The organism is Thiobacter sp. AK1, from assembly GCF_039822265.1.
Lineage (GTDB): Bacteria > Pseudomonadota > Gammaproteobacteria > Burkholderiales > Thiobacteraceae > Thiobacter > Thiobacter aerophilum.
This window is the reverse complement of sequence record NZ_JBAJEX010000001.1, coordinates 159,930-178,305: the sequence shown is the minus strand read 5'-3', so window position 1 is coordinate 178,305 and position 18,376 is coordinate 159,930. Positions and strand designations below refer to the sequence as shown.

Annotated in this window: 13 protein-coding genes and 1 pseudogene; 6 read left to right on the top strand and 8 right to left on the bottom strand. The window is 65.3% G+C overall.

What is annotated here, in order from left to right; genetic code table 11:
• Positions 1–3 precede the first annotated feature (3 nt).
• Genes V6E02_RS00920 through V6E02_RS00910 form a run of 3 tightly spaced genes read right to left on the bottom strand, consistent with a single transcriptional unit; the run spans position 4 to position 3,550 of the window.
• Entirely contained in the window at positions 4–1,323 is a 1,320-nt protein-coding gene (locus V6E02_RS00920) for a sigma-54-dependent transcriptional regulator (RefSeq protein ID WP_347306241.1), read from the bottom strand.
• On the bottom strand, positions 1,323–2,729 hold the full coding sequence (locus tag V6E02_RS00915) for a sensor histidine kinase (RefSeq protein WP_347306239.1): 1,407 nt from the start codon (positions 2,727–2,729) through the stop codon (positions 1,323–1,325). Before V6E02_RS00915 ends, V6E02_RS00920 begins: the two co-directional genes overlap by 1 nt.
• On the bottom strand, positions 2,726–3,550 hold the full coding sequence (locus V6E02_RS00910) for a substrate-binding domain-containing protein (RefSeq protein ID WP_347306237.1): 825 nt from the start codon (positions 3,548–3,550) through the stop codon (positions 2,726–2,728). The genes V6E02_RS00915 and V6E02_RS00910 overlap by 4 nt, the downstream gene beginning before the upstream one ends.
• 207 nt (positions 3,551–3,757) lie before the next feature.
• Here V6E02_RS00910 and V6E02_RS00905 point away from each other — a divergent pair, with 207 nt between their 5' ends.
• From V6E02_RS00905 to V6E02_RS00895, 3 genes are all read left to right on the top strand, one after another.
• The gene (locus tag V6E02_RS00905; protein WP_347306235.1) at positions 3,758–4,288 is read left to right on the top strand and encodes an arsenate reductase (azurin) small subunit; all 531 of its coding nucleotides are present in this window, start codon (positions 3,758–3,760) and stop codon (positions 4,286–4,288) included.
• A gap of 10 nt (positions 4,289–4,298) precedes the next feature.
• Entirely contained in the window at positions 4,299–6,782 is a 2,484-nt protein-coding gene (locus V6E02_RS00900) for an arsenate reductase (azurin) large subunit (protein ID WP_347306233.1), read from the top strand.
• Between the two features lie 119 nt (positions 6,783–6,901).
• The gene (locus V6E02_RS00895; RefSeq protein WP_347306231.1) at positions 6,902–7,135 is read left to right on the top strand and encodes a MerR family DNA-binding transcriptional regulator; all 234 of its coding nucleotides are present in this window, start codon (positions 6,902–6,904) and stop codon (positions 7,133–7,135) included.
• Here V6E02_RS00895 and V6E02_RS13025 read toward each other — a convergent pair.
• The 4 genes and pseudogenes from V6E02_RS13025 to merT all read right to left on the bottom strand — a co-directional run bounded on the left by V6E02_RS13025 (position 7,069) and on the right by merT (position 12,296).
• A complete protein-coding gene (locus tag V6E02_RS13025; protein ID WP_347306229.1) occupies positions 7,069–8,037 on the bottom strand; it encodes a TolC family protein in 969 nt (322 codons plus the stop codon). The two genes, V6E02_RS00895 and V6E02_RS13025, sit on opposite strands and share 67 nt — an antisense overlap.
• Positions 8,038–8,677: 640 nt before the next feature.
• A complete protein-coding gene (locus V6E02_RS00885; protein ID WP_347306227.1) occupies positions 8,678–9,862 on the bottom strand; it encodes an MFS transporter in 1,185 nt (394 codons plus the stop codon).
• Positions 9,863–10,212: 350 nt separating this feature from the next.
• Positions 10,213–11,909 (bottom strand): annotated as a pseudogene (gene merA, locus V6E02_RS00880) (mercury(II) reductase).
• A 42-nt stretch (positions 11,910–11,951) separates the two neighbouring features.
• Positions 11,952–12,296, bottom strand: a complete 345-nt coding sequence (gene merT / locus V6E02_RS00870; protein ID WP_347306223.1) for a mercuric ion transporter MerT — start codon at positions 12,294–12,296, stop codon at positions 11,952–11,954.
• Between the two features lie 144 nt (positions 12,297–12,440).
• On the opposite strand from merT, the gene V6E02_RS00865 reads away from it, so the two are divergent.
• The 3 genes from V6E02_RS00865 to speE all read left to right on the top strand — a co-directional run bounded on the left by V6E02_RS00865 (position 12,441) and on the right by speE (position 16,835).
• Complete coding sequence (locus V6E02_RS00865) at positions 12,441–14,156, top strand: ABC transporter permease (protein WP_347306221.1); 1,716 nt, start codon at positions 12,441–12,443, stop codon at positions 14,154–14,156.
• Between the two features lie 3 nt (positions 14,157–14,159).
• Positions 14,160–15,431: an ABC transporter ATP-binding protein gene (locus tag V6E02_RS00860; RefSeq protein WP_347306219.1), complete on the top strand. Its 1,272-nt coding sequence runs from the start codon at positions 14,160–14,162 to the stop codon at positions 15,429–15,431.
• Positions 15,432–15,569: 138 nt separating this feature from the next.
• Positions 15,570–16,835, top strand: coding sequence for a polyamine aminopropyltransferase (gene speE, locus V6E02_RS00855; RefSeq protein ID WP_347306217.1), 1,266 nt, complete (start codon positions 15,570–15,572; stop codon positions 16,833–16,835).
• Between the two features lie 6 nt (positions 16,836–16,841).
• On the opposite strand, the gene V6E02_RS00850 is transcribed toward speE, so the two are convergent.
• A complete protein-coding gene (locus V6E02_RS00850) occupies positions 16,842–18,119 on the bottom strand; it encodes a hypothetical protein (RefSeq protein WP_347306215.1) in 1,278 nt (425 codons plus the stop codon).
• Positions 18,120–18,376: the final 257 nt, after the last annotated feature.

The following is an 18,376-nucleotide window of genomic DNA, read 5'->3' as shown; positions in this document are numbered from 1 at the left end:
GCTTCAGGGTCCCTGGCCCACACCCAGTTTTTTCAGCTTTTCCCACAGTGTCTTGCGGCTGATGCCGAGGACGCCCGCGGTCTTCGCGATCTGGCCGTCGCAATGGGCCAGGGCCTGCTGGATGTAGCTCAGCTCGCAGTGGCGCAGATAGGCTTCCAGCGGCTCGAACGCCGTTCCTTCGCTGCCCGCTTCCGCGTCGTCCTCCAGCAGGAAATCGACGCCGATGAGGGGCCCCGGCGTGAGGATGCAGGCGCGTTCGATGGCGTGCTTGAGCTCGCGTACGTTGCCGGGCCAGCGGTGGCTGGTCAGAACCCGCTCCGCCTCGGGGGATAGTTGTTTGGGTTCCACGCCATGCTCGGCTGCGTAATCCCGCAGAAACTGGCGGGCGAGCCACAGCACGTCTTCCTTCCGCTCCCTTAGCGGCGGCACCCGCAGGTGAATCACGTTGATGCGGTAATAGAGATCCTCTCGGAATGCCCCGCTCTCCACCCGCGCGCGCAAATCGCGGTGGGTGGCGCAGATCAGGCGCACGTTCACCGGCACGGCCACTTCGCCGCCGACCCGGGTGACGCGCTTGTCCTGGATCACCCGCAGCAGCTTGGCCTGCATGGACAGGGGCATGTCGCCGATTTCGTCGAGAAACAGGGTGCCGCCGTCCGCCTGTTCGAACACGCCGTGGCGCCTACGGGTAGCGCCGGTGAAGGCGCCCCGCTCATGCCCGAAGAGTTCCGTTTCCAGCAGGCTTTCGCTGAGGGAGGCGCAATTGAGCGCCACCAGGGGCGCGCCGGGTTGGGCCAGATCATGGATGGTCTGGGCGATGATTTCCTTGCCCACGCCGGACTCGCCGGTGATGAGGATGGTGCGCGCATTGCGGGCGAGCTGGGGCAGGGTTGCCGCGATGCGGCGCATGGCGGGCGAAGGGCCGAGCATGGGCAGATCGCCGTTGTCGGCGGCGCAATGACGGCAGACGGCGCGCATCTTGATCAGCAGCTCGTCCAGGTCGAAGGGCTTGGTGATGTAATCCATGGCGCCCAGCTTGAGCAGCGACACCGCGTGATCGATGGAGCCATAGCCGGTGATGAAGATCCAGGGCGGCACCGCGCGCAACTTTTCGATGGCGGTGCGGAACAGCGTCTCGCCCTCGATGTCTGGCAGGCGGATGTCGCTCAGCACCAGCGCGTAGTCGTGACGTTCCAGCGCCGCGAGGGCCTCGCGTCCGGTGCGGAACCAGTGGGTCTTTATGCCTTCGAGGGTGAAGCGGTCGAGCAGGCTTTCGCCCATGATTGCGTCGTCTTCGACGAGACAGACGGGGGGATGCGTCATCAGCGTGTCTCCAGGGGAAGGCGCACCGTGAAAAGCGTCCGGCCGGCGGCGCTTTCGCAGTCGATGCTGCCGTTGAGTTGCTGCACCAGCTGGTAGATGATCCACAGGCCGAGGCCGCGGCCTTCGCCTTCATCCTCGGCAAAGGGCTCGAACAGGTGGTCCATCCGTGCCGCCGGTATCGGCGGGCCATCGTTCTCCACGCGCACTGTCACTGCCGTGGCGTCCGCTGCGATGTCGCAGGCCACGTAGCCGTCCGCCGCGTGAGTCGCATTGAGCAGCAAGTTCAGCAGAATCTGCCGCACCGGCGTGGAAGGCAGCGGCAGGGTATCTGGCACCGCGCACGTCCAGCGCAGATGGCGCCGTCGCTGGCTGAGCTCCGGCCCGACCAGCGTGCGGATATCCTCCAGGTCGGCGGCGGTGAGCGCGTGGTTTTCCAGCTTGGCTTCCACCAGCAGCGCCCCCACCGTCTCGCGCACCTGGATCAGCCCGCGCTCGATCAGCGCGATGGTGCGTTGGGCGATGGGATCTTCGGAGCCATGGCGCTTGTAGGTGTTGATGGCGTTGAGCATGCCGCCGAGGGGATTGTTGACCTCATGGGCGATGCCGGCAGTGAGGCGTCCGATGGCGGCGAGCCGCTGGGTGGCGACCATCTGTTTTTGCAGACGCTGCTTTTCCTCCAGCTCGCCGAGCATTTCCCGGAAGCGCCGGCCCAGCAGCCCGATCTCGTCCTGTCCGGTGCTGAGCGGGCAATCCTCCTGCCGGAGCGGCTGCTGGCCGATTCGTTGAAAGCAGCCGGCGAGGCGGATGAGGGGCACCGCGAGGGCATTGCCCGCATACCAGCCCAGCGGCAGCAGCACCAGCAGTGCCGCCGCGGTGGCAATGAGCACGCGGCGCACGGTGGCATGGAAGCGCGGGAGCACGAGATCCTTATGATAGGCCAGGATCAGGCGTCCGAGGCGCGTGCCGTCGCCGGCCTGGATCGGCAGTTGCAGGTACAGCCAGTCGCCGTCGTCGCGCACCGGTGCTGCCTGCCCATCGGCCGCCAGCGCCGCACGCAGGAAGGGCAGCCGGGCGGCATCGGTGAGCGGACGAATGGCGCGCGGGTCGCTGGATACGTACACCCGGTTGCGCGGGTCGAGCACGATGAAGCGCTGGCCGTCCTGATTACCGTCGATGGGAGCGCGCACCGTCTCGTAGGCCGCCCACAGATCGTCGTGCAGCAGCGGGCCGGTCAGGCCCTGGGCCAGCACCCGCCCCATGGCGCTGGCGTTTTGCACGAACTGGTCGCGGGCATCGCGCCAGGCGTGGCCGAGCAGGACCGCGGAGACGATGCCGGCGGTGGCCAGGATCACCAGCGTCAGAGACAGCGGCACCTTGTGCCGGTAGGACAGATCCCGCCATTTCATGGGCGGGCCTCCACCAAGGCGCGGTTGCGGCGAATGCCGTCGAACAGCGCGGGACTGCCCGCCGTGAAGCCGGTGAGATTCAGATGCGTGAGCAGGCTGCGGCCATCGGGGTCGGTTGCCATGCCCAGCAGGGCCGCGCGCAGGGCGGTGATGTCGGCGGCCGATGCCCCCGGCGCCGCCACCACCGGGGGAAAGCCGAATTTTGGCGACCGCTCCGCGATCCGGGTCTGGCGCGTGAGTTCCGGGTGGAGCTTGGCGAGGGTGTCGTAGACGTAGCCGTCGATGGCGCCGCCGTCCGCCAGTCCCGCCGCGACCGCCTCCACTACCCGGCGGTGGGCCCAGGTGAAGAAGGTGCGGGCGAAGAAACGGCCGGGGTCCAGCCCCTGCTCGCGCAGCCGCGCTTCGGGCACGAGCCAGCCGGAATTCGACAGGGGATCCGAGAATGCGAAGATCTTTCCGCGCAGGTCGAGCAGGGTACGGGTGCGGGTGTCCGTGCTGGGCACGATCACATAGGAGCGATACAGGGGCTTGCCTTCGAACAGCGGAACGGCCACCAGCTTGAGGGCGGGCTCGCCACGGACGTAGGGATAGCCGCAGATCCAGGCGAACTCGATGTCGTCCTTCATCAGCAGATCGACGATCTCGCGGTAGCTGGTGCGCTGCACGAAGCGCACGGGGCGTTGGAGACGCCGTTCGAGATAGGCGCCCCACTGCCGCAGGAATCCGATCTGGTCGTCCAGGAACACGGCGGTGGTGCCGATGCGCAGAGGGGCGGGATCCGCCGTCGCCGGCAGGGGAAAGAGCGCGAGCCAGCCCCACACAAGCCAGCAAATTGTCCTAGAGTGAACGAGTCGCCGCATCGTCAAGGCCCGGGTATCTGTTACGACATGGTAACCCCGTTGTTACGCCGGCGAAACAGCCGGAAACGTCTTTTCATCCAAGCCGCTGATTTGCTTGCGGTTGTTATGCCGGTACGAAGCTTGCAAGCGCAATGCCCCAGCAGCCCGGACCGGGGCTGCGAAATCCAGATGGAGGAGACAACCGTGACTGAAATTTCCCGCAGAAACTTCCTGAAGCTCGGTGGCGGCGTGGCGGCCGGCACCGTGGCCACCGTGGCCCTGCCGGGCCAGGCCCAGGCGGCGCCCGCCGATGTCGGACGCATGACGCTGCCCTATCCGCACAAAGTGGTGACGCGCGCGCGCGAGCTACGGACCAACATGCCGGTGAACTTCAATTTCCCCGACGCCGCGTCCCCCTGCACCCTCATCAAGATGGGCCGCGCGGTCCCCGGCGGCGTGGGACCGGACAAGGACATCGTGGCCTACAGCACGCTGTGTACCCACATGGGCTGCCCGGTGAGCTACGACACCGCCAGCCGCGTCTTCCGCTGTCCCTGCCACTACAGCACCTTCGACGCGGAACTTTCAGGCCAGATGATCTGCGGCCAGGCCACCGAAGACCTGCCCCGGATCGTGCTGCAATACGACGCCAAGACCGACACCGTCACCGCCGTGGCGGTGGAGGGTCTCATCTACGGCCGCCAGGCCAACGTGCTGTGAGGAGGAGATCATGAGCAAACGCGCCGATCGCATCGCACTGCCGCCGGTCACGGCGAAGAAGACCAACCTGGCCTGCCACTTCTGCATCGTGGGCTGCGGTTACCATGTGTACAAATGGCCGGAGAACGAGGAGGGCGGCCGAGCGCCCCACCAGAATGCCCTGGGGCTGGATTTCCGCAAGCAGCTGCCGCCCCTCGCCGCCACGCTCACGCCGGCGATGACCAATGTCATCACCGACCGCGACGGCCGCCGCTACAACATCATGATCGTGCCGGACAAGGGCTGCGTGGTGAACCAGGGGCTGTCCTCTACCCGCGGCGGCAAGATGGCCTCCTACATGTACCAGCCGGAAGGCCTCACCAAGGAGCGCCTGGCCTATCCGCGCCTCTACACCGGCGACCAGTGGCTGGACACCACCTGGGACAAGGCGCTGGCCATCTACGCCGGCGTGCACAAGGCAATCCTCGACAAGGAAGGTCCGGACGGGCTGGGCTTCAATGTCTTCGACCATGGGGGGGCGGGCGGCGGCTTCGAGAACACCTGGGGCACGGGCAAGCTCATCTTCAGCGCCTTCCAGACGCCATTCGTGCGCATCCACAACCGGCCGGCCTACAATTCCGAGTGCCACGCCACGCGGGACATGGGCATCGGCGAGCTGAACAATTCCTATGAGGACACGGAGATCGCCGACTGCATCGTCTCCGTGGGCGCGAACCAGTACGAAACCCAGACCAATTATTTTCTTGCCCATCTGCTGCCCAACATGCAGGGCGCAACCCGCGACAAGAAGAAGAAATTCTTCGGCGCCGAGCCCCAGCCCGACACCCGCATCGTCTTCATCGACCCGCGCCGCACGCCCACCATCACCATCTTGGAGACCGCCGTGGGCAAGGACCGGCTGCTGCATCTCGATCTCGAACCGGGTACCGACATTGCCCTGTTCAACGGCGTGTTCACCTATGTGGTGGAGCAGGGCTGGATCGACAAGGATTTCATCGCCCAGCACACCACGGGCTTCGAAGACGCCGTGAAGGCCAACCGCATGAGCCTGGAGGAAACCAGCCGCATCACCGGCGTCTCGGTGGACAAGCTCAAGCAGTATGCGGAATGGGCCTACAAACCGAAGGCGCCCGGCGTGCTGAAGCGCACCTGCCACACCTACGAGAAGGGCATCATCTGGGGCAACGACAACTACCTGATCCAGTCGGCGCTGCTTAACCTGGTGATCGCCACCCACAACGTGGGGCGGCGCGGCACCGGCTGTGTGCGCATGGGCGGGCACCAGGAGGGCTACGCCCGGCCGCCCTATCCGGGCAAGAAGATGATCTACGTGGACAAGGAAATCATCGAAGGCAAGGGCCGCACGCTCACCATCTGGGGCTGCAATGCCTTCCAGACCACCCTTAACGCCGAGGCCTACCGCAACGCGGTGCTACGTCGCTCCGAGATCGTCAAGCAGGCCATGCGCAAGCTGCGCGGCGCCGACACGCCGCGCATCGTGGAAGCCATCGTCGACGCGGTGATGAACAAGGGCGGCCTGTTCGTGACTCTGATCGATCTCTACCCGACCATGGTCATGGACGCTGCCCATGTGGCCCTGCCGGCGGCCCATCCGGGCGAGATGAACCTCACCTCCATGAACGGCGAGCGGCGCCTGCGCCTCTCCGAAAAATTCATGGACCCGCCGGGCGTGGCCAAGCCGGACTGCCTGATCGCCGCCGACATCGCCAACACCATGAAGCGCCTGTACGAGCAGGAAGGCAACGCCGCCATGGCCGCGCGCTTTGCTGGCTTCGACTGGAAGACCGAGGAGGATGCCTTCAATGACGGCTTCCGCCGCGCTGGCCAGCCGGGCGCCGGGCCCATCGACAGCCAGGGCGGCGGCACCGGCTACCTGGCCACTTACGAGCGTCTGCGCAAGGCGGGCAACAACGGCGTGCAGCTACCAATCAAGGAATACAAGGACGGTAAGTTGGTCGGCACGGAAATGCTCTACACCGACAACAAGTTTGACACCGCGGACGGCAAGGCGAAATTCCTGCCTTCCCCATGGCCGGGACTGGCTGCGCCGGTGGCCGCGCAGAAGGCCAAGTATCGCTTCTACGTGAACAACGGTCGGGTGAACGAGGTGTGGCAGACCGGCTACCACAACAAGTACGACCCCCACGTGAAGGACCGCTACCCCGTGGCCATCATCGAACTCAACCCGCAGGATGCAAGGGAGCTGGGTGTGGAGCCGGGCGACATCGTCGAGCTGTACAACGACTACGGGGCCACCTATGCCATGGCCTACCCGGATGCCGCCATTAAGCGCAACCACACCTTCATGCAATTCGGGTGGTTCAACGGGATCGTCGGCGACGTGGTCACCGACTGGACCGACCGCCACTACATTCCCTACTACAAGGGCACCTGGGCCAACATCCGCAAGATCGGCGGCGGCGACCATTTCCGCGAGGGGACGTCGTTCAAGTCGCGGCGCTATCAGACCTAGGGAAATTCTCAAAAAGCACCGCAGGCGTCATGCGGCGGCGGGTTTTGTGACCCGTCGCCGTTTTTTTACGCCGTGCCCCTTGACCTGGGACCGCACTCCAGGGTTTGCACTGGGCCTCGATGAAAGCACCTGCGACCTACACCATCGGCAAGCTCGCGGCGCAGGCCGGTGTGACCGCCGATGCCGTGCGCTACTACGAGAAGGAAGCGCTGCTCGCGCCCGCGAGCCGGACCTCAGCCGGCTACCGGCTATACGACGGCGAGGCCCTGCGCCGCCGCCACTTCGCTCAAGCTGCCCTTGCCGCCGCGCCAGGCCGCCATGGCCAGCTCGACCTTTTCCCGTGCCAGGGGTAGCAGCACCTCGCGCTGGCGCCGGACCGCGTTTGCCAGCCGCTCGTGTTCGGCCAGGTCGGACTCCAGCATGGCGGCGTGTTGGCGCAGCGTGGCCTCGCGTTCGGCTGCAACGGCCGCACGCGCGGCGCGCTTGGCGGCAATCTTCGGGTCCTGGCGCGAACCGGGGAAAATCGGCAGATCGAAGCGGAACTGCACCGAGCCATGTCGCTGAACTGCGGCCCGCGTTGCTGGTAGGCGAGTTCCAGCGACCAGTCGGACTTTTTCTCGGCTTGCATTTCGCCGATCTCGGCGTCGGCCAGACTTTCCTTCGAGTCGAATTCGGTGAGCTCGGGATGCTGGTGCAGCCTTTGCGCCAGCACGTCGCGGGCAATCGGCCAGTCCGGGGGCTGGCCCTCCAAGGCTTCGTCCGCCGCCGCACCGATCCAGCGCCTGAGGGCGTCGATGTAGGCGAGAGCCTGTTCCACGGTTGCACGTGCCACCCAGGCCACGGCGGTTTCGCGCAGGACAGCCAGGCGCGTGCTGCGGGTCTGCGCCTCGGCCACGGCCAGCTTGGCCTGAGCCACCGCGACACGCGCCGCCCGCTTGACTGCGTTGGGAAATTCCTGCATCACGCCGACGCGGCGCATGGTCATGAAGTCGCGCGTGACACTGTAGGCGTCGGCCCCGTTGACGGGCAGGTTGTCGACGCCGAGGGCGAGCTTGGGGTCCGGTAAATCACCTGCGGGCAGCACATTGGAACGCGCCGCGGCAACGTTTTCCTCGCGGGCCTTGAGTTGCGACGCTTGCGTCTGCGCCAGGCGCAACGCTTCATCGAAGGTCAGCGCGTGGCCAAGTGCGCTGAAACAGGCAAGCAGCACGGCGAGGAGCATGCGCTGCTTTTGAAACGGATCGGGTAAAAACATGACGACCTCTCTTCGGTGGAACAGGACGTGGCGCCGCGCAGACGCGGCGCCGCTTCATGCACCGAAGTGGTCTAAATACGGAAAACCTGGTATTGGATGCGCAGGGGAGGGGAGGCGTCCGTCAGCCACGCCGGACGGTGGTGATAGACGCGCGAAGCTGGCGGCGCGGCCAGCTCGGCGCACGCCACCGTCCAGAGCGCTAGCCCAACGAAGGGCATGACGTCCAGCGTAGGAAGCGAATGAGACTGGGCAGACTGGTCGCAATGTGCCTTGCACAGGGGGGAGGGTGTGTTGCCCATTTCCCGCGCGCAAGCCGGCGCTATGTTCGCGTCCTGGGCAGCGCCCGGCGCCGGGACAGAAAGCAACTGCGGGCACGCATACGCCGCCACCGCGAGTTGACTCCAGATCAGTATCGTGGCGCAGAGCAAAGCGAGGATGCGGCGTATTTTTCTGCGAAACATGGCTGCACTGTAAACCAGGCTGGTCCGTTGAGGAAACCCCGGCTGTCTCGGCCGAAACCCAGGGTTTGCAAACCCACCGCAAGTCAACGCCAAAGCCGATAGCGGCGATTGCCGGCATGACGGGCTTGTGTAGACGTCCCGCGATGAGCGCACAAAGCATGGCGTCGCGCTGCACCCATTCACCGCTTTTCGCGGGGCTTTTGTTGGGCGTCGAGCATGAGCCCTGCGCCCGCCACCAAAGCGAAGCCCGCGCCGGCGTAAAAAGTCGCGGCGGGTCCCAACTTGCTCCACAAGGCGCCAGCAATGACGCTGGCCAACAGCAGGGACGCGCCGCTGACCAGATGGAACACCCCGAAACCCGTGCCGCGTAATGCCTCTGGGCAGTGAGCCGCCACCAGAGTGGAGAGCAGGCCCTGGCTGGCACCCATGTGTAGGCCCCATAGCACAGCACCCACGCCCACCAGCCAGACGTCTCCCGCTGTAGCGAGCACCAGGTCGGCCGCAACCAAGAGAGCCACGCTTGCAAGCAACAGCGCACGGCGGCTCATGGTGTCGGCCAGCCGGCCGAAGGGATAGGCGCTTGCCGCGTAAAAGACATTCATCACGATGAGGATCAGCGGAATCCAGGTGGCGGCCAGACCCAGCACCTCGGCGCGCAGCAACAGAAAGGCTTCTGAAAAGCGTGCCAAGGTCAGCACGGCGCCGAAACCCACTATCTTCCAGTAGCGTGCGGGCAAGCGCGTCAGCGCCTCGCGGCGGATGGGAAAACGGGCCGCGGGAATGGGGCGCGTGGCTTCCGGCTCCTGCAGACCGAACACGATGAGCAGCACGCACACCGCTGCTGGCAGCACCGCCACCCAGAACACCAGGCGAAAATCATCATGGGTGGCCGCCATCAGGAGCATGGCGATGAGCGGGCCGGCAAAGGCTCCCACCGTGTCCATCGCTTGGCGCAGGCCATAGGCCGCACCACGCTGCGCTTCCGGGGCGATGTCGGCGATCAGGGCATCGCGGGGCGCGCCGCGGATACCCTTGCCGACGCGGTCGAGGAAGCGCGCCAGCAGCACCGCCCCGATGCTGCCGGCAAGGGGGAAGAGCGGCTTGCTGAGGGCCGCTAGCCCATAGCCCAGCAGCACCAGTGGCTTTCTGCGCCCGACCCAGTCGGAGATGGCGCCTGAGAACACCTTGGCGAAGGCGGCGGTGGCCTCGGCAATGCCCTCAATCAGACCCACCGCCATCGCCGACGCGCCCAACACCGTCACCAGGAAGACGGGCAAGAGGCTATGGATCATCTCGGATGAGAGATCCATGAATAGGGAGACAAAGCCAAGGGTGATGACACCGGAGGGCAGATGGGTGCGCATGAGTGCCTTCTCCTCAGGGCGCGCAGCGCGGCCGTGGTTGGTACTCGCGGTAGGCGGGTAAGATGAATGATGTGCACGCACTATAGCGCGAAAAACCTAGCCGCGCCGAGCACACGACTGGCCGAGGAGAAGGACGACCGCAACGGGTGGCTTGACCGGCCACGAAGCTGTCGTGAGTGACTGGCCGGGGTTGTGGCGGACTTGCGGCAACGCTCAAAAAGAAGAGAAGGCCCCTTGGGAACCCCCGATATGGACGAGGCGGAACCATGGCTGACCGAGCACGGCGCCGCCTTGTACAAGTACGCGTTGTCGCATTTGCGAGATCCCCGGCGTGCGGCGTCCCTGTCGTTCTACCCCGCGCAGCACGAAAGCTGCTTCACGTCCTTGGTGAACGTCTGCGCGCACAGCTTCAGGCCTTCTACCATGGTGAGATAGGGGAAGAGCTGCCCGGCCAGGTCGGCGACCGTCATCCGATTGCGGAGCGCCAGCGCGGCGGTTTGGATGATTTCGCCGGCTTCCGCTGCCAGTACCTGGGCGCCCAGCAGGCGACCGCTCGCTTTGTCCGCCACCAGCTTGATGAAGCCGCGGGTGTCGAAATTCGCCAGCGCGCGCGGGACGTTGTCCAGCGTGAGGGTGCGGCTGTCGGTTTCCATGCCCAGCTTGTTCGCCTGCGCTTCGGTCAGGCCCACCGTGGCCACCTGAGGATCGGTGAACACCACGGCGGGCAGCACGGACAGGTCCAGGGCCGCATCGCCCCCGGTCATGTTGATGGCGGCGCGGGTGCCGGCGGCGGCGGCCACGTACACGAATTGCGGTGCGTTGGTGCAGTCGCCGGCCGCATAGATGTGGGGCACCGAGGTGCGCAGATGGTCGTCCACGACGATGGCGCCGCTGGCGTCCACCGCCACGCCGGCGCGGTCGAGTCCCAGCCCCGCGGTGTTGGGCTTGCGGCCGGTGGCGATGAGTAGTTTTTCGCCCTTGACGATGCCCGCGCTGGTATCCAGCTCGAACGCCTTGCCGTCGAAACGCACGGCTGTCACCGTGGTGTGCGTCAGCACGCGCATGCCTTCTTCCACAAGCGCCGCCTGGAGTCCTTCGCCCAAGGCCGGATCTTCCTTCGACAGCAAGCTGCCGCGGGCGATGAGGGTGACTTGGGACCCCAGGCGAGAATAGGCCTGGGCCAGTTCCAGCGCCACCACCGAGCCGCCATAGACGATCAGGTGATCCGGTGTTTCCTCGGCGACCAAGGCCTCGGTCGAAGTCCAGAACGGCGTGCCGGCAAGCCCCGGCACATCCGGTACCTGCGGCGAGCGGCCGGTGGCGATGAGGATGCGGTCGGGCGCAAGGCGCTGCGCCTTGCCGTCGGGTTTGCGCACGACCAGGGTTTTGGCATCTTCGAAGGAGGCGAAGCCGCGCAGGAGGTTGATGCCGGGATTGGTCTCCAGAATGCTTTCGTACTTGGCGTGGCGCAGCTCTTCCACCCGCCCCTGCAATTGCGCGGTGAGGGCCTTGCGGTCCAGTGTCGGCGCGTGATGGGTGAGGCCGGCAAACGGGTGCTGGGCGGCGAGGTGCGCCACGTGTGCGGCGCGGATGAGAATCTTGGAAGGCACGCAGCCGACGTTCACACAGGTGCCGCCGATGGTGGACGCCTCGATCACCGTCACGTCCGCGCCTTCCTCCGCGGCGCGGATGGCGGCGGCGAAGGCCGCGGAGCCACTGCCGATGATGGCGATGGACAGCGAGCGTTCCGCCCCCTTACCGAGTTCACAGTGACAGGTGGCATTCATCGCGGGCCGTCCTTCACTTTTGATTCATAGCCGGCCTCGAAGGTGGCATCCTCCAGCGCCTTGACGCTGGTCTTGGTATCGTCGAAGGTCACCACGGCTTCCTTCTTCTCGAAGGAGACCTCCACCTGGCTGACCCCTGGCACTTTTTGCAATGCTTTCTTCACCGTGATGGGGCAGACCGCGCAATACATGCCGGGCACCGACAGGGTCACGGTGCGCACGGCGGCGAAGGCGGAAGCGGCAAGGCCGAAGGCAAGCATGACGGCGAGCGTGAACTTTTTGAGCATGGCGGAACTCCTCAATCAATAAAACAAGGGGGCGAGATAGGGGAAGACGAAGGCGAGCCCGACCAGCACGGCCACCAGCCAGAACAGCGCCTTGTAAAGACGGTCGGTGGCGGGATGTGCGCAGAGGCTGCCTGGGGTGCAGGCTTTCGGGCTGCGGTAGAGCTTCTTCCAAGCGAGATAGAGGGCAATCAGGGCCGCGGCGAGGAAAAAGGGACGGAACGGTTCCAGGGCGGCGAGGTTGCCCACCCAGGCACCGCCCACGCCCAGCAGCACGAGCACCAAGGGACCGATGCAACACAGGGAGGCGGCGATGGCGGCGATGACGCTTCCCACCAGGGGCAGCTTGGGGTTGGGGGACATGGCAGACTCCGGAAGTTGCGAAGTTCCCAGGCTAAACCCAGTACCACGGTACGGAGTCAAGCAGTAGGTGCTCGCCAGCTTGGAATGCGGTAGCGAGACGCCGCCTAGCTGGGTAACATGCGCTGTTTTCAGTGCCCACCCACCATGCGCCGCTTCGATTTTGGTCTCGTGCTGCCCGCCCGGCCGCTTCTCACCTGGGGCGATGGTCTGGTACTAGCCGCCATCGCGGCAGCGATTTGGCTTGGCGCGCAGCTCGCCTTGCACGCTCCTGCCGTGGTCAAGGGGCCGGAGATTTCCCTCTCGGCTTCGGCCCTGCCCTGGTATGCGGCACTGTCGCTGCTACGCATGTTGGCGGCTTACGCGCTTTCCCTGGCCTTTGCCCTGAGCTATGCCCTCTCCGCCGCCCACAATCGGCGCGCGGAACGGGTGCTTCTCCCCCTGCTCGATGTCTTGCAGAGCGTGCCCATCCTGTCTTTCTTGCCGGTGGTGCTCTTGTCTCTCACAGTCGTCTTGCCCACGGGGGTGGCGGTGGAGCTTGCCTCCATCGTGCTCATCTTCACTTCCCAAGCCTGGCATCTCGCCTTCAGCATGTATCAGTCCGCGCGCACCGTGCCGCGGGAGCTCATGGAAGCGGCGGCGGTATTCCGCTTCGGCCGCTGGTTTCGTTTCAAGCACGTGGAGCTACCATTCGCTGCGCTGGGCCTCATCTGGAACAGCATCATGAGCTGGGCGGGGGGCTGGTTCTTCCTGATGGCCGCGGAAATGTTCACCGTCGGGAGCCGCGATTACCGTCTGCCCGGGTTGGGCAGCTACCTCCAGACGGCGGCCCATGTGGGCGACATGCACGCCCTGATCCTTGGGGTGCTAACCTTGATCGGGCTGATCGTCGCGCTGGATCAGCTCGTATGGCGGCCGCTCCTCGCCTGGGCCGAGCGTTTCAAGCTGGAAACCGTGGAGGGTGCGGCCCCCGCCACCTCCTGGGTGTACGACGCGCTGTCCCATTCGGTGCTGGTCTCCCGTTTTATCGAGGGCGTTTGGGCGCCGCTCGTAGAGCGGCTCGACCGACGCTGGCAGGATCCCCGCGCGCCCATTCGCCTCGAAGGGAGAGCGAGGCGACGCCACTGGTGGCAGCGGCTAGTCTGGTTCCTTTTCGGTATCGGCCTGGCCTACGGCCTGCTGCGTCTTTTGGAACTGTTGACCGCGCTTTCTGCGAGCGCCTGGATAGACATCGGCCTGGGACTCATCGCTACGTTTCTGCGCGTGACTGCGGCATTGGTGATCGCCTTGTCGTGGACCTTGCCCCTGGGTGTAGCCATTGGCACGCGCCCGCGGCTGGCGGCGGTGTTGCAGCCGTTGGCGCAAATCGCTGCATCAGTGCCAGCCACCGCGCTGTTTCCCATCGTGCTGCTGGCCTTTCTGCATCTGCCGGGCGGCTTGGATGTCTCCGCCGTGCTGCTCATGTTGCTGGGCAGTCAGTGGTATCTCTTGTTCAACGTGATTGCCGGTGCGTCCGCCATTCCGCGCGAGCTGCGCGACACCACGGAACTCCTGGGGCTCACCGGCTTGGCCCGCTGGCGTATCCTCTATCTGCCGGCCTTGTTTCCCTTCACCGTCACCGGCGCGATCACCGCCGTGGGCGGTGCCTGGAATGCCAGCATTGTGGCCGAATACGTGGAATTCGCCGGCACCACTCACGCCACCGTGGGCATCGGCGCGGTGATCGCCCGCGCCACGGAACAGGGTGATTTCCCCTTGCTGGCGGCGGCGACCCTGGTCATGGTGCTCGCGGTGGTGCTGGCTAACCGGCTATTCTGGCTGCGCCTGTATCGACTGGCAGAGGCACGTTACCGTCTGGAATGAATCATGGCATCCAATCCTCTCGTCACCCTGCATCGCGTGGCCAAGACTTTCGGTCATTTCCATGCGCTGCGTGATGTAAGTCTCGTCATCGAGCCGGGTGAGCTGGTCTGCCTGGTGGGGCCGTCCGGGTGCGGTAAATCCACTTTGCTGCGCATCATCGCAGGTCTCACGGCCGCGACGCACGGCGAGGTGCGTTACCGCGGCGAACGTCTGCGCGGGGTGAATCCCCATACCGCCATCGTCTTTCAGACCTTCGCCCTGTTTCCCTGGCTCACCGTCTTGGAAAACGTCGAAGTGGCGCTCGCCGCACGCCGAGTGGAAAAGGCGCGGCGGGAAGCGCGTGCCCAGGAACTGGTGGATCTGGTGGGGTTGTCCGGCTTCGAGTCCGCCTATCCACGCGAGCTGTCGGGCGGCATGCGGCAGAAGGTGGGCTTTGCCCGGGCGCTCGCGGTGGAGCCGGAGCTTTTGTGTCTGGACGAGCCCTTCTCGGCGCTCGATGTGCTCTCGGCGGAAGCCCTGCGCGGCGAGCTGCTGGAATTGTGGCTGGCCCGCTCCATGCCGACCCAGGCGATTCTGATGGTCACCCATAACATCGAGGAGGCGGTTGAGCTCGCCGATCGCATCGTGGTGATGGCCAAGGATCCGGGGCGGGTGCTGGCGGAAATCGCCGTGCCCCTGCGCCATCCGCGAAGCCGTAAAGACACGGCCTTCCAAGCTCTGGTGGATCGCGTTTATGCAGCCGTCACGGGTCGCACCGGCAGCGAATCGGAGGTGCAGGGGCCTGCGCCTGGAACCGGCGGCGCGCTCAGACGCCTGCCCGCGGCGCATCTGGATGCCCTGGGTGGTTTGGTGGAAAAGATCGCCGCCGAGAACGGCCGCGCCGACCTGCCCCGTCTCGCGCAATTGGTCGGCCCCGACTTCACGGCCCTGGCGCCGCTTTTGGAGGCCGCGGAACGCCTGGGCCTCGCTCGCGTAGAGACGGGCGATATCATTCTCACGCCCTTGGGTCATGAATACGCCGAAGCGAGCATCCCGGTGCGTAAGGAAATCATCGCCGGGCGCCTGTTGCGTGTGCCCCTCATCCGCTGGATTTACGAAATTTTGCAGCAGGACGACAACCAGCGCGTGGACCGCGACTATTTCCTGGAACGCCTGCTGCCGGAATTCGGCGAGGAGGCCGATAGTCAGCTCGACGTTGCCATCGGCTGGGGCCGCTTCGCCGACCTGTTCGCCTACGACCAGGACAGCCACGAACTCTATTTGGAAGCGGGCTGAGTCTGGAATTTCCGTCGGTCGTCCCCATTTCGTTGCCTATGACCCTTTGTTCGTGAGGGGGTCGCTGTTATAATCAGCGGCTTTTCGTCCAGGCCGCTTCGGTCTGGTGGTGCAACCGATTGGATGGGGGATTGAGCCATGCAAGGGCTTCATCTGACGGCTGATCTGTATGACTGCCGGTGTGCCGACGGTCTGATGACCGACGCCAAACAGCTTGCCGACCTGTGTCGCAACCACACCCTCGCCGCGGGCCTCACGCTCGTGGATGAAAAGTGGTATGCCTTCCCACCCTACGACGGCCAGCCGGGTGGCGTGACCGGCATGCTGCTGCTCGCCGAATCACATCTGGCTGTGCATACCTGGCCGGAGAAGCGTGCCGTCACGCTGGACGTGTACGTGTGCAACTTCACCACCGACAATTCTGGCAAGGCGGAGGCCCTGCTGCGGGAAATCGTCGCGGCCTTCGAGCCCGGCAAGAGCGAGATCCACCATCTGGAACGCGGCGGCGACCGGCGTCCACCGGATGAAATCATCCTCGAACCCCTCAACGCCGCAGGCGATGCCGTCTATGGCTTTCGCAGCCGCGAGCGGTTGCTCGTCAAGCGCAGTCCCCATCAGACCATCGAAGTGTTGGACACGCCGGCTTTTGGTCGTGCCCTGCGTATCGATGGTCATTTCATGACCTCGGAAGGCGAGGAATACTTCTATCACGAGGCCTTGGTGCATCCCGCTGCGGTGGCCCATGGCAAGCCCGAGCGCGTGCTGATCATCGGTGGCGGCGATGGCGGCGCGGCGGAAGAAGTGCTCAAGCATTCCAGCGTGCAGCAGGTGGTGCTGGCGGAGCTGGATGCCGAAGTGGTGCAAGTGGCAAAAGCGCATCTGGGCGCGATTCATCGCGGCGTGTTCGACGATCCAAGGCTTTCCCTGCGCATCGGCGACGGCTTTGCCTATGTGCGGGACACCAGCGACCGCTTCGATCTGGTGCTGCTTGATCTCACCGATCCCGAAACGCCCGCTGGACTACTTTATACGGAAGCATTCTTCGAGAATCTGCGGCGGGTGATGAATCCAGGAGCCGCGGTGGTGCTCCACGTGGGCACCCCCGTGTTCGAGGCCGAGCAGGTGCGCACCATTGTGCGGGGACTGCGTCACGTATTTCCCCAGGTGCACTGTTTCGGCCTTTACGTGCCGCTGTATGGCGCCTACTGGGGCTTCGCCCTGGCGTCAGACCGGCTCAACCCCACCGCCGTCCCGCGCGCGGTGGTGGAGAAGCGCGCCGCGGCCTTGCCAGCGCTTTCCTACTACAACGCCGACGTGCATTACGGGCTGTTTGCCCTACCCAACTTCTATCGCGCCCTGGTACAAGAGCCAGTCCAGCCCGAGGCGAAACGCGCCGTCGGCTGAGCGGGTTCAGGACGCGGGCACCACGAATACCGGCGCGAAGCCGCCGCCCGGCGTGCGGAAGTTGGTGGTCTGTCCGCGGTAGAGCCGGGCGGCCAGCAATTGCACCTCCCCGCCATAGGCATAGGCACGGACATCAAGCTTGAGCTCGGCCGTGCCTTCTTCCACCGGCGCAAGCCGGGCACTGGGCAGCGCGATCGCCTGGGCCACGTAGCCGCCGGTGACGATTTCCTGCCACACCCGGCGCGTGAGCTTGTCGCCGCGATAGGCCGCCTTGCTACCATAACCGGTGGCGGGTTTGAAGAACCATTCTCGGCGGGTCGCCCACAGCGCGTCCGCATTCGTTGCATCCACCTCGACCGTGCGCGGCACGTGGCCCGTCAGAATCGCCACCGATTCCGGCGGCAATCCAGACGCTGTGAGCCAGGCCGCGTCCGATAGCCAAACGAGATTGCGTTTGTCCGCGTAGAGAGCGTGGGCGTGGGGATGGGGCGTCACGACTGCCGCGCCCGCTCGATAGGCCGCATGCAGGGACGCATGTGTGGAAGCCTCGAAGTAGAAATCCGTGAGCCGGTTGTAAACCAGATCGATGGTCGTGCTGCCATGGGCAAGCCGAGTTCCATCGAAACTGAGCGCTGCCGCATCCAGGATGAACGCCTGCCAGCCGTGGCGGTGAAACAGACGCTCGAACAGCACGAATTCCGGGTGGAGATATTGCTGGTTGGGCGCATCGTCCACGATGGCCACCGTCTGCGGCTCACCGGTGCCACGCTGGCGCCGCCACTCCTCGCGAAACATGGCGAGGAAACGTGCCTCGATGTGATCGAGATCGGCCGGTGGCCTGAACACCCATTCCATCTCCCGGCAGCAGGCCGCCTGGGCGCGTGCCAGCACGGCATTGAGCAGGGCGCCGCCGGCATTGGTGTTGATCTCGATCAATTGCGGGCCGGCCGGCCCCAAATGGAAATCGAACCCGAGAAACACACCCCGTGGACCAAAGTCGTGGCGAGCGATGGCGGGCGCACGCGCCAGCACGGCTTCACGATAACTGGGGTGCGCCACCACCGCCTCCACCGTGCGCACCACTTGCTCGATGACGTGTGCGTGCGGCGCGGAAATGAACACCGCCGTGGAAGAGAAAAGGTGGGGCCGACTTGCTTGGATCGTCTCATAGAGTCCCGCCAGCGCGGGATCGGCTTCCAACTGGTGGCGCAGTCTCGCGGTATCGAGGGTACGGCAGCCGCAGCCGCGGTTGAGGGCTTCCGCTGTCACCGGCAACGTCGTCATCACGCCCTCCCTAACCGGCTTCGACCCAGCATGGACAAGGCTCGCGGGGCAGGGTGGCGATGGCATGCTCGCTGCGCTCTTGCTGGTACACGGTGAGACCCAGGGTGAGTAGCAAAGCCCAACAAAAGCCAGCCTGCCCGCAGCTTGCCCAACGCCAGATAGGGGCTGCCCGCAGCAATCAGGAGCAGGAACATAAGCTTGCTAAGGGCCTCGGAAAGAACGCGCGGCCAGCCGCGCCGTGCCTTCCCTGGCAAGGT

Coding starts and splice junctions, on each gene's coding strand:
- V6E02_RS00850 (WP_347306215.1), bottom strand. CDS start 18,119: ATGACGACGTTGCCGGTGACAGCGGAAGCCCTCAACCGCGGCTGCGGC.
- V6E02_RS00920 (WP_347306241.1), bottom strand. CDS start 1,323: ATGACGCATCCCCCCGTCTGTCTCGTCGAAGACGACGCAATCATGGGC.
- V6E02_RS00895 (WP_347306231.1), top strand. CDS start 6,902: ATGAAAGCACCTGCGACCTACACCATCGGCAAGCTCGCGGCGCAGGCC.
- merT (WP_347306223.1), bottom strand. CDS start 12,296: ATGTCCCCCAACCCCAAGCTGCCCCTGGTGGGAAGCGTCATCGCCGCC.
- V6E02_RS13025 (WP_347306229.1), bottom strand. CDS start 8,037: ATGTTTTTACCCGATCCGTTTCAAAAGCAGCGCATGCTCCTCGCCGTG.
- V6E02_RS00905 (WP_347306235.1), top strand. CDS start 3,758: ATGGAGGAGACAACCGTGACTGAAATTTCCCGCAGAAACTTCCTGAAG.
- V6E02_RS00915 (WP_347306239.1), bottom strand. CDS start 2,729: ATGAAATGGCGGGATCTGTCCTACCGGCACAAGGTGCCGCTGTCTCTG.
- V6E02_RS00885 (WP_347306227.1), bottom strand. CDS start 9,862: ATGCGCACCCATCTGCCCTCCGGTGTCATCACCCTTGGCTTTGTCTCC.
- V6E02_RS00900 (WP_347306233.1), top strand. CDS start 4,299: ATGAGCAAACGCGCCGATCGCATCGCACTGCCGCCGGTCACGGCGAAG.
- speE (WP_347306217.1), top strand. CDS start 15,570: ATGCAAGGGCTTCATCTGACGGCTGATCTGTATGACTGCCGGTGTGCC.
- V6E02_RS00865 (WP_347306221.1), top strand. CDS start 12,441: ATGCGCCGCTTCGATTTTGGTCTCGTGCTGCCCGCCCGGCCGCTTCTC.
- V6E02_RS00860 (WP_347306219.1), top strand. CDS start 14,160: ATGGCATCCAATCCTCTCGTCACCCTGCATCGCGTGGCCAAGACTTTC.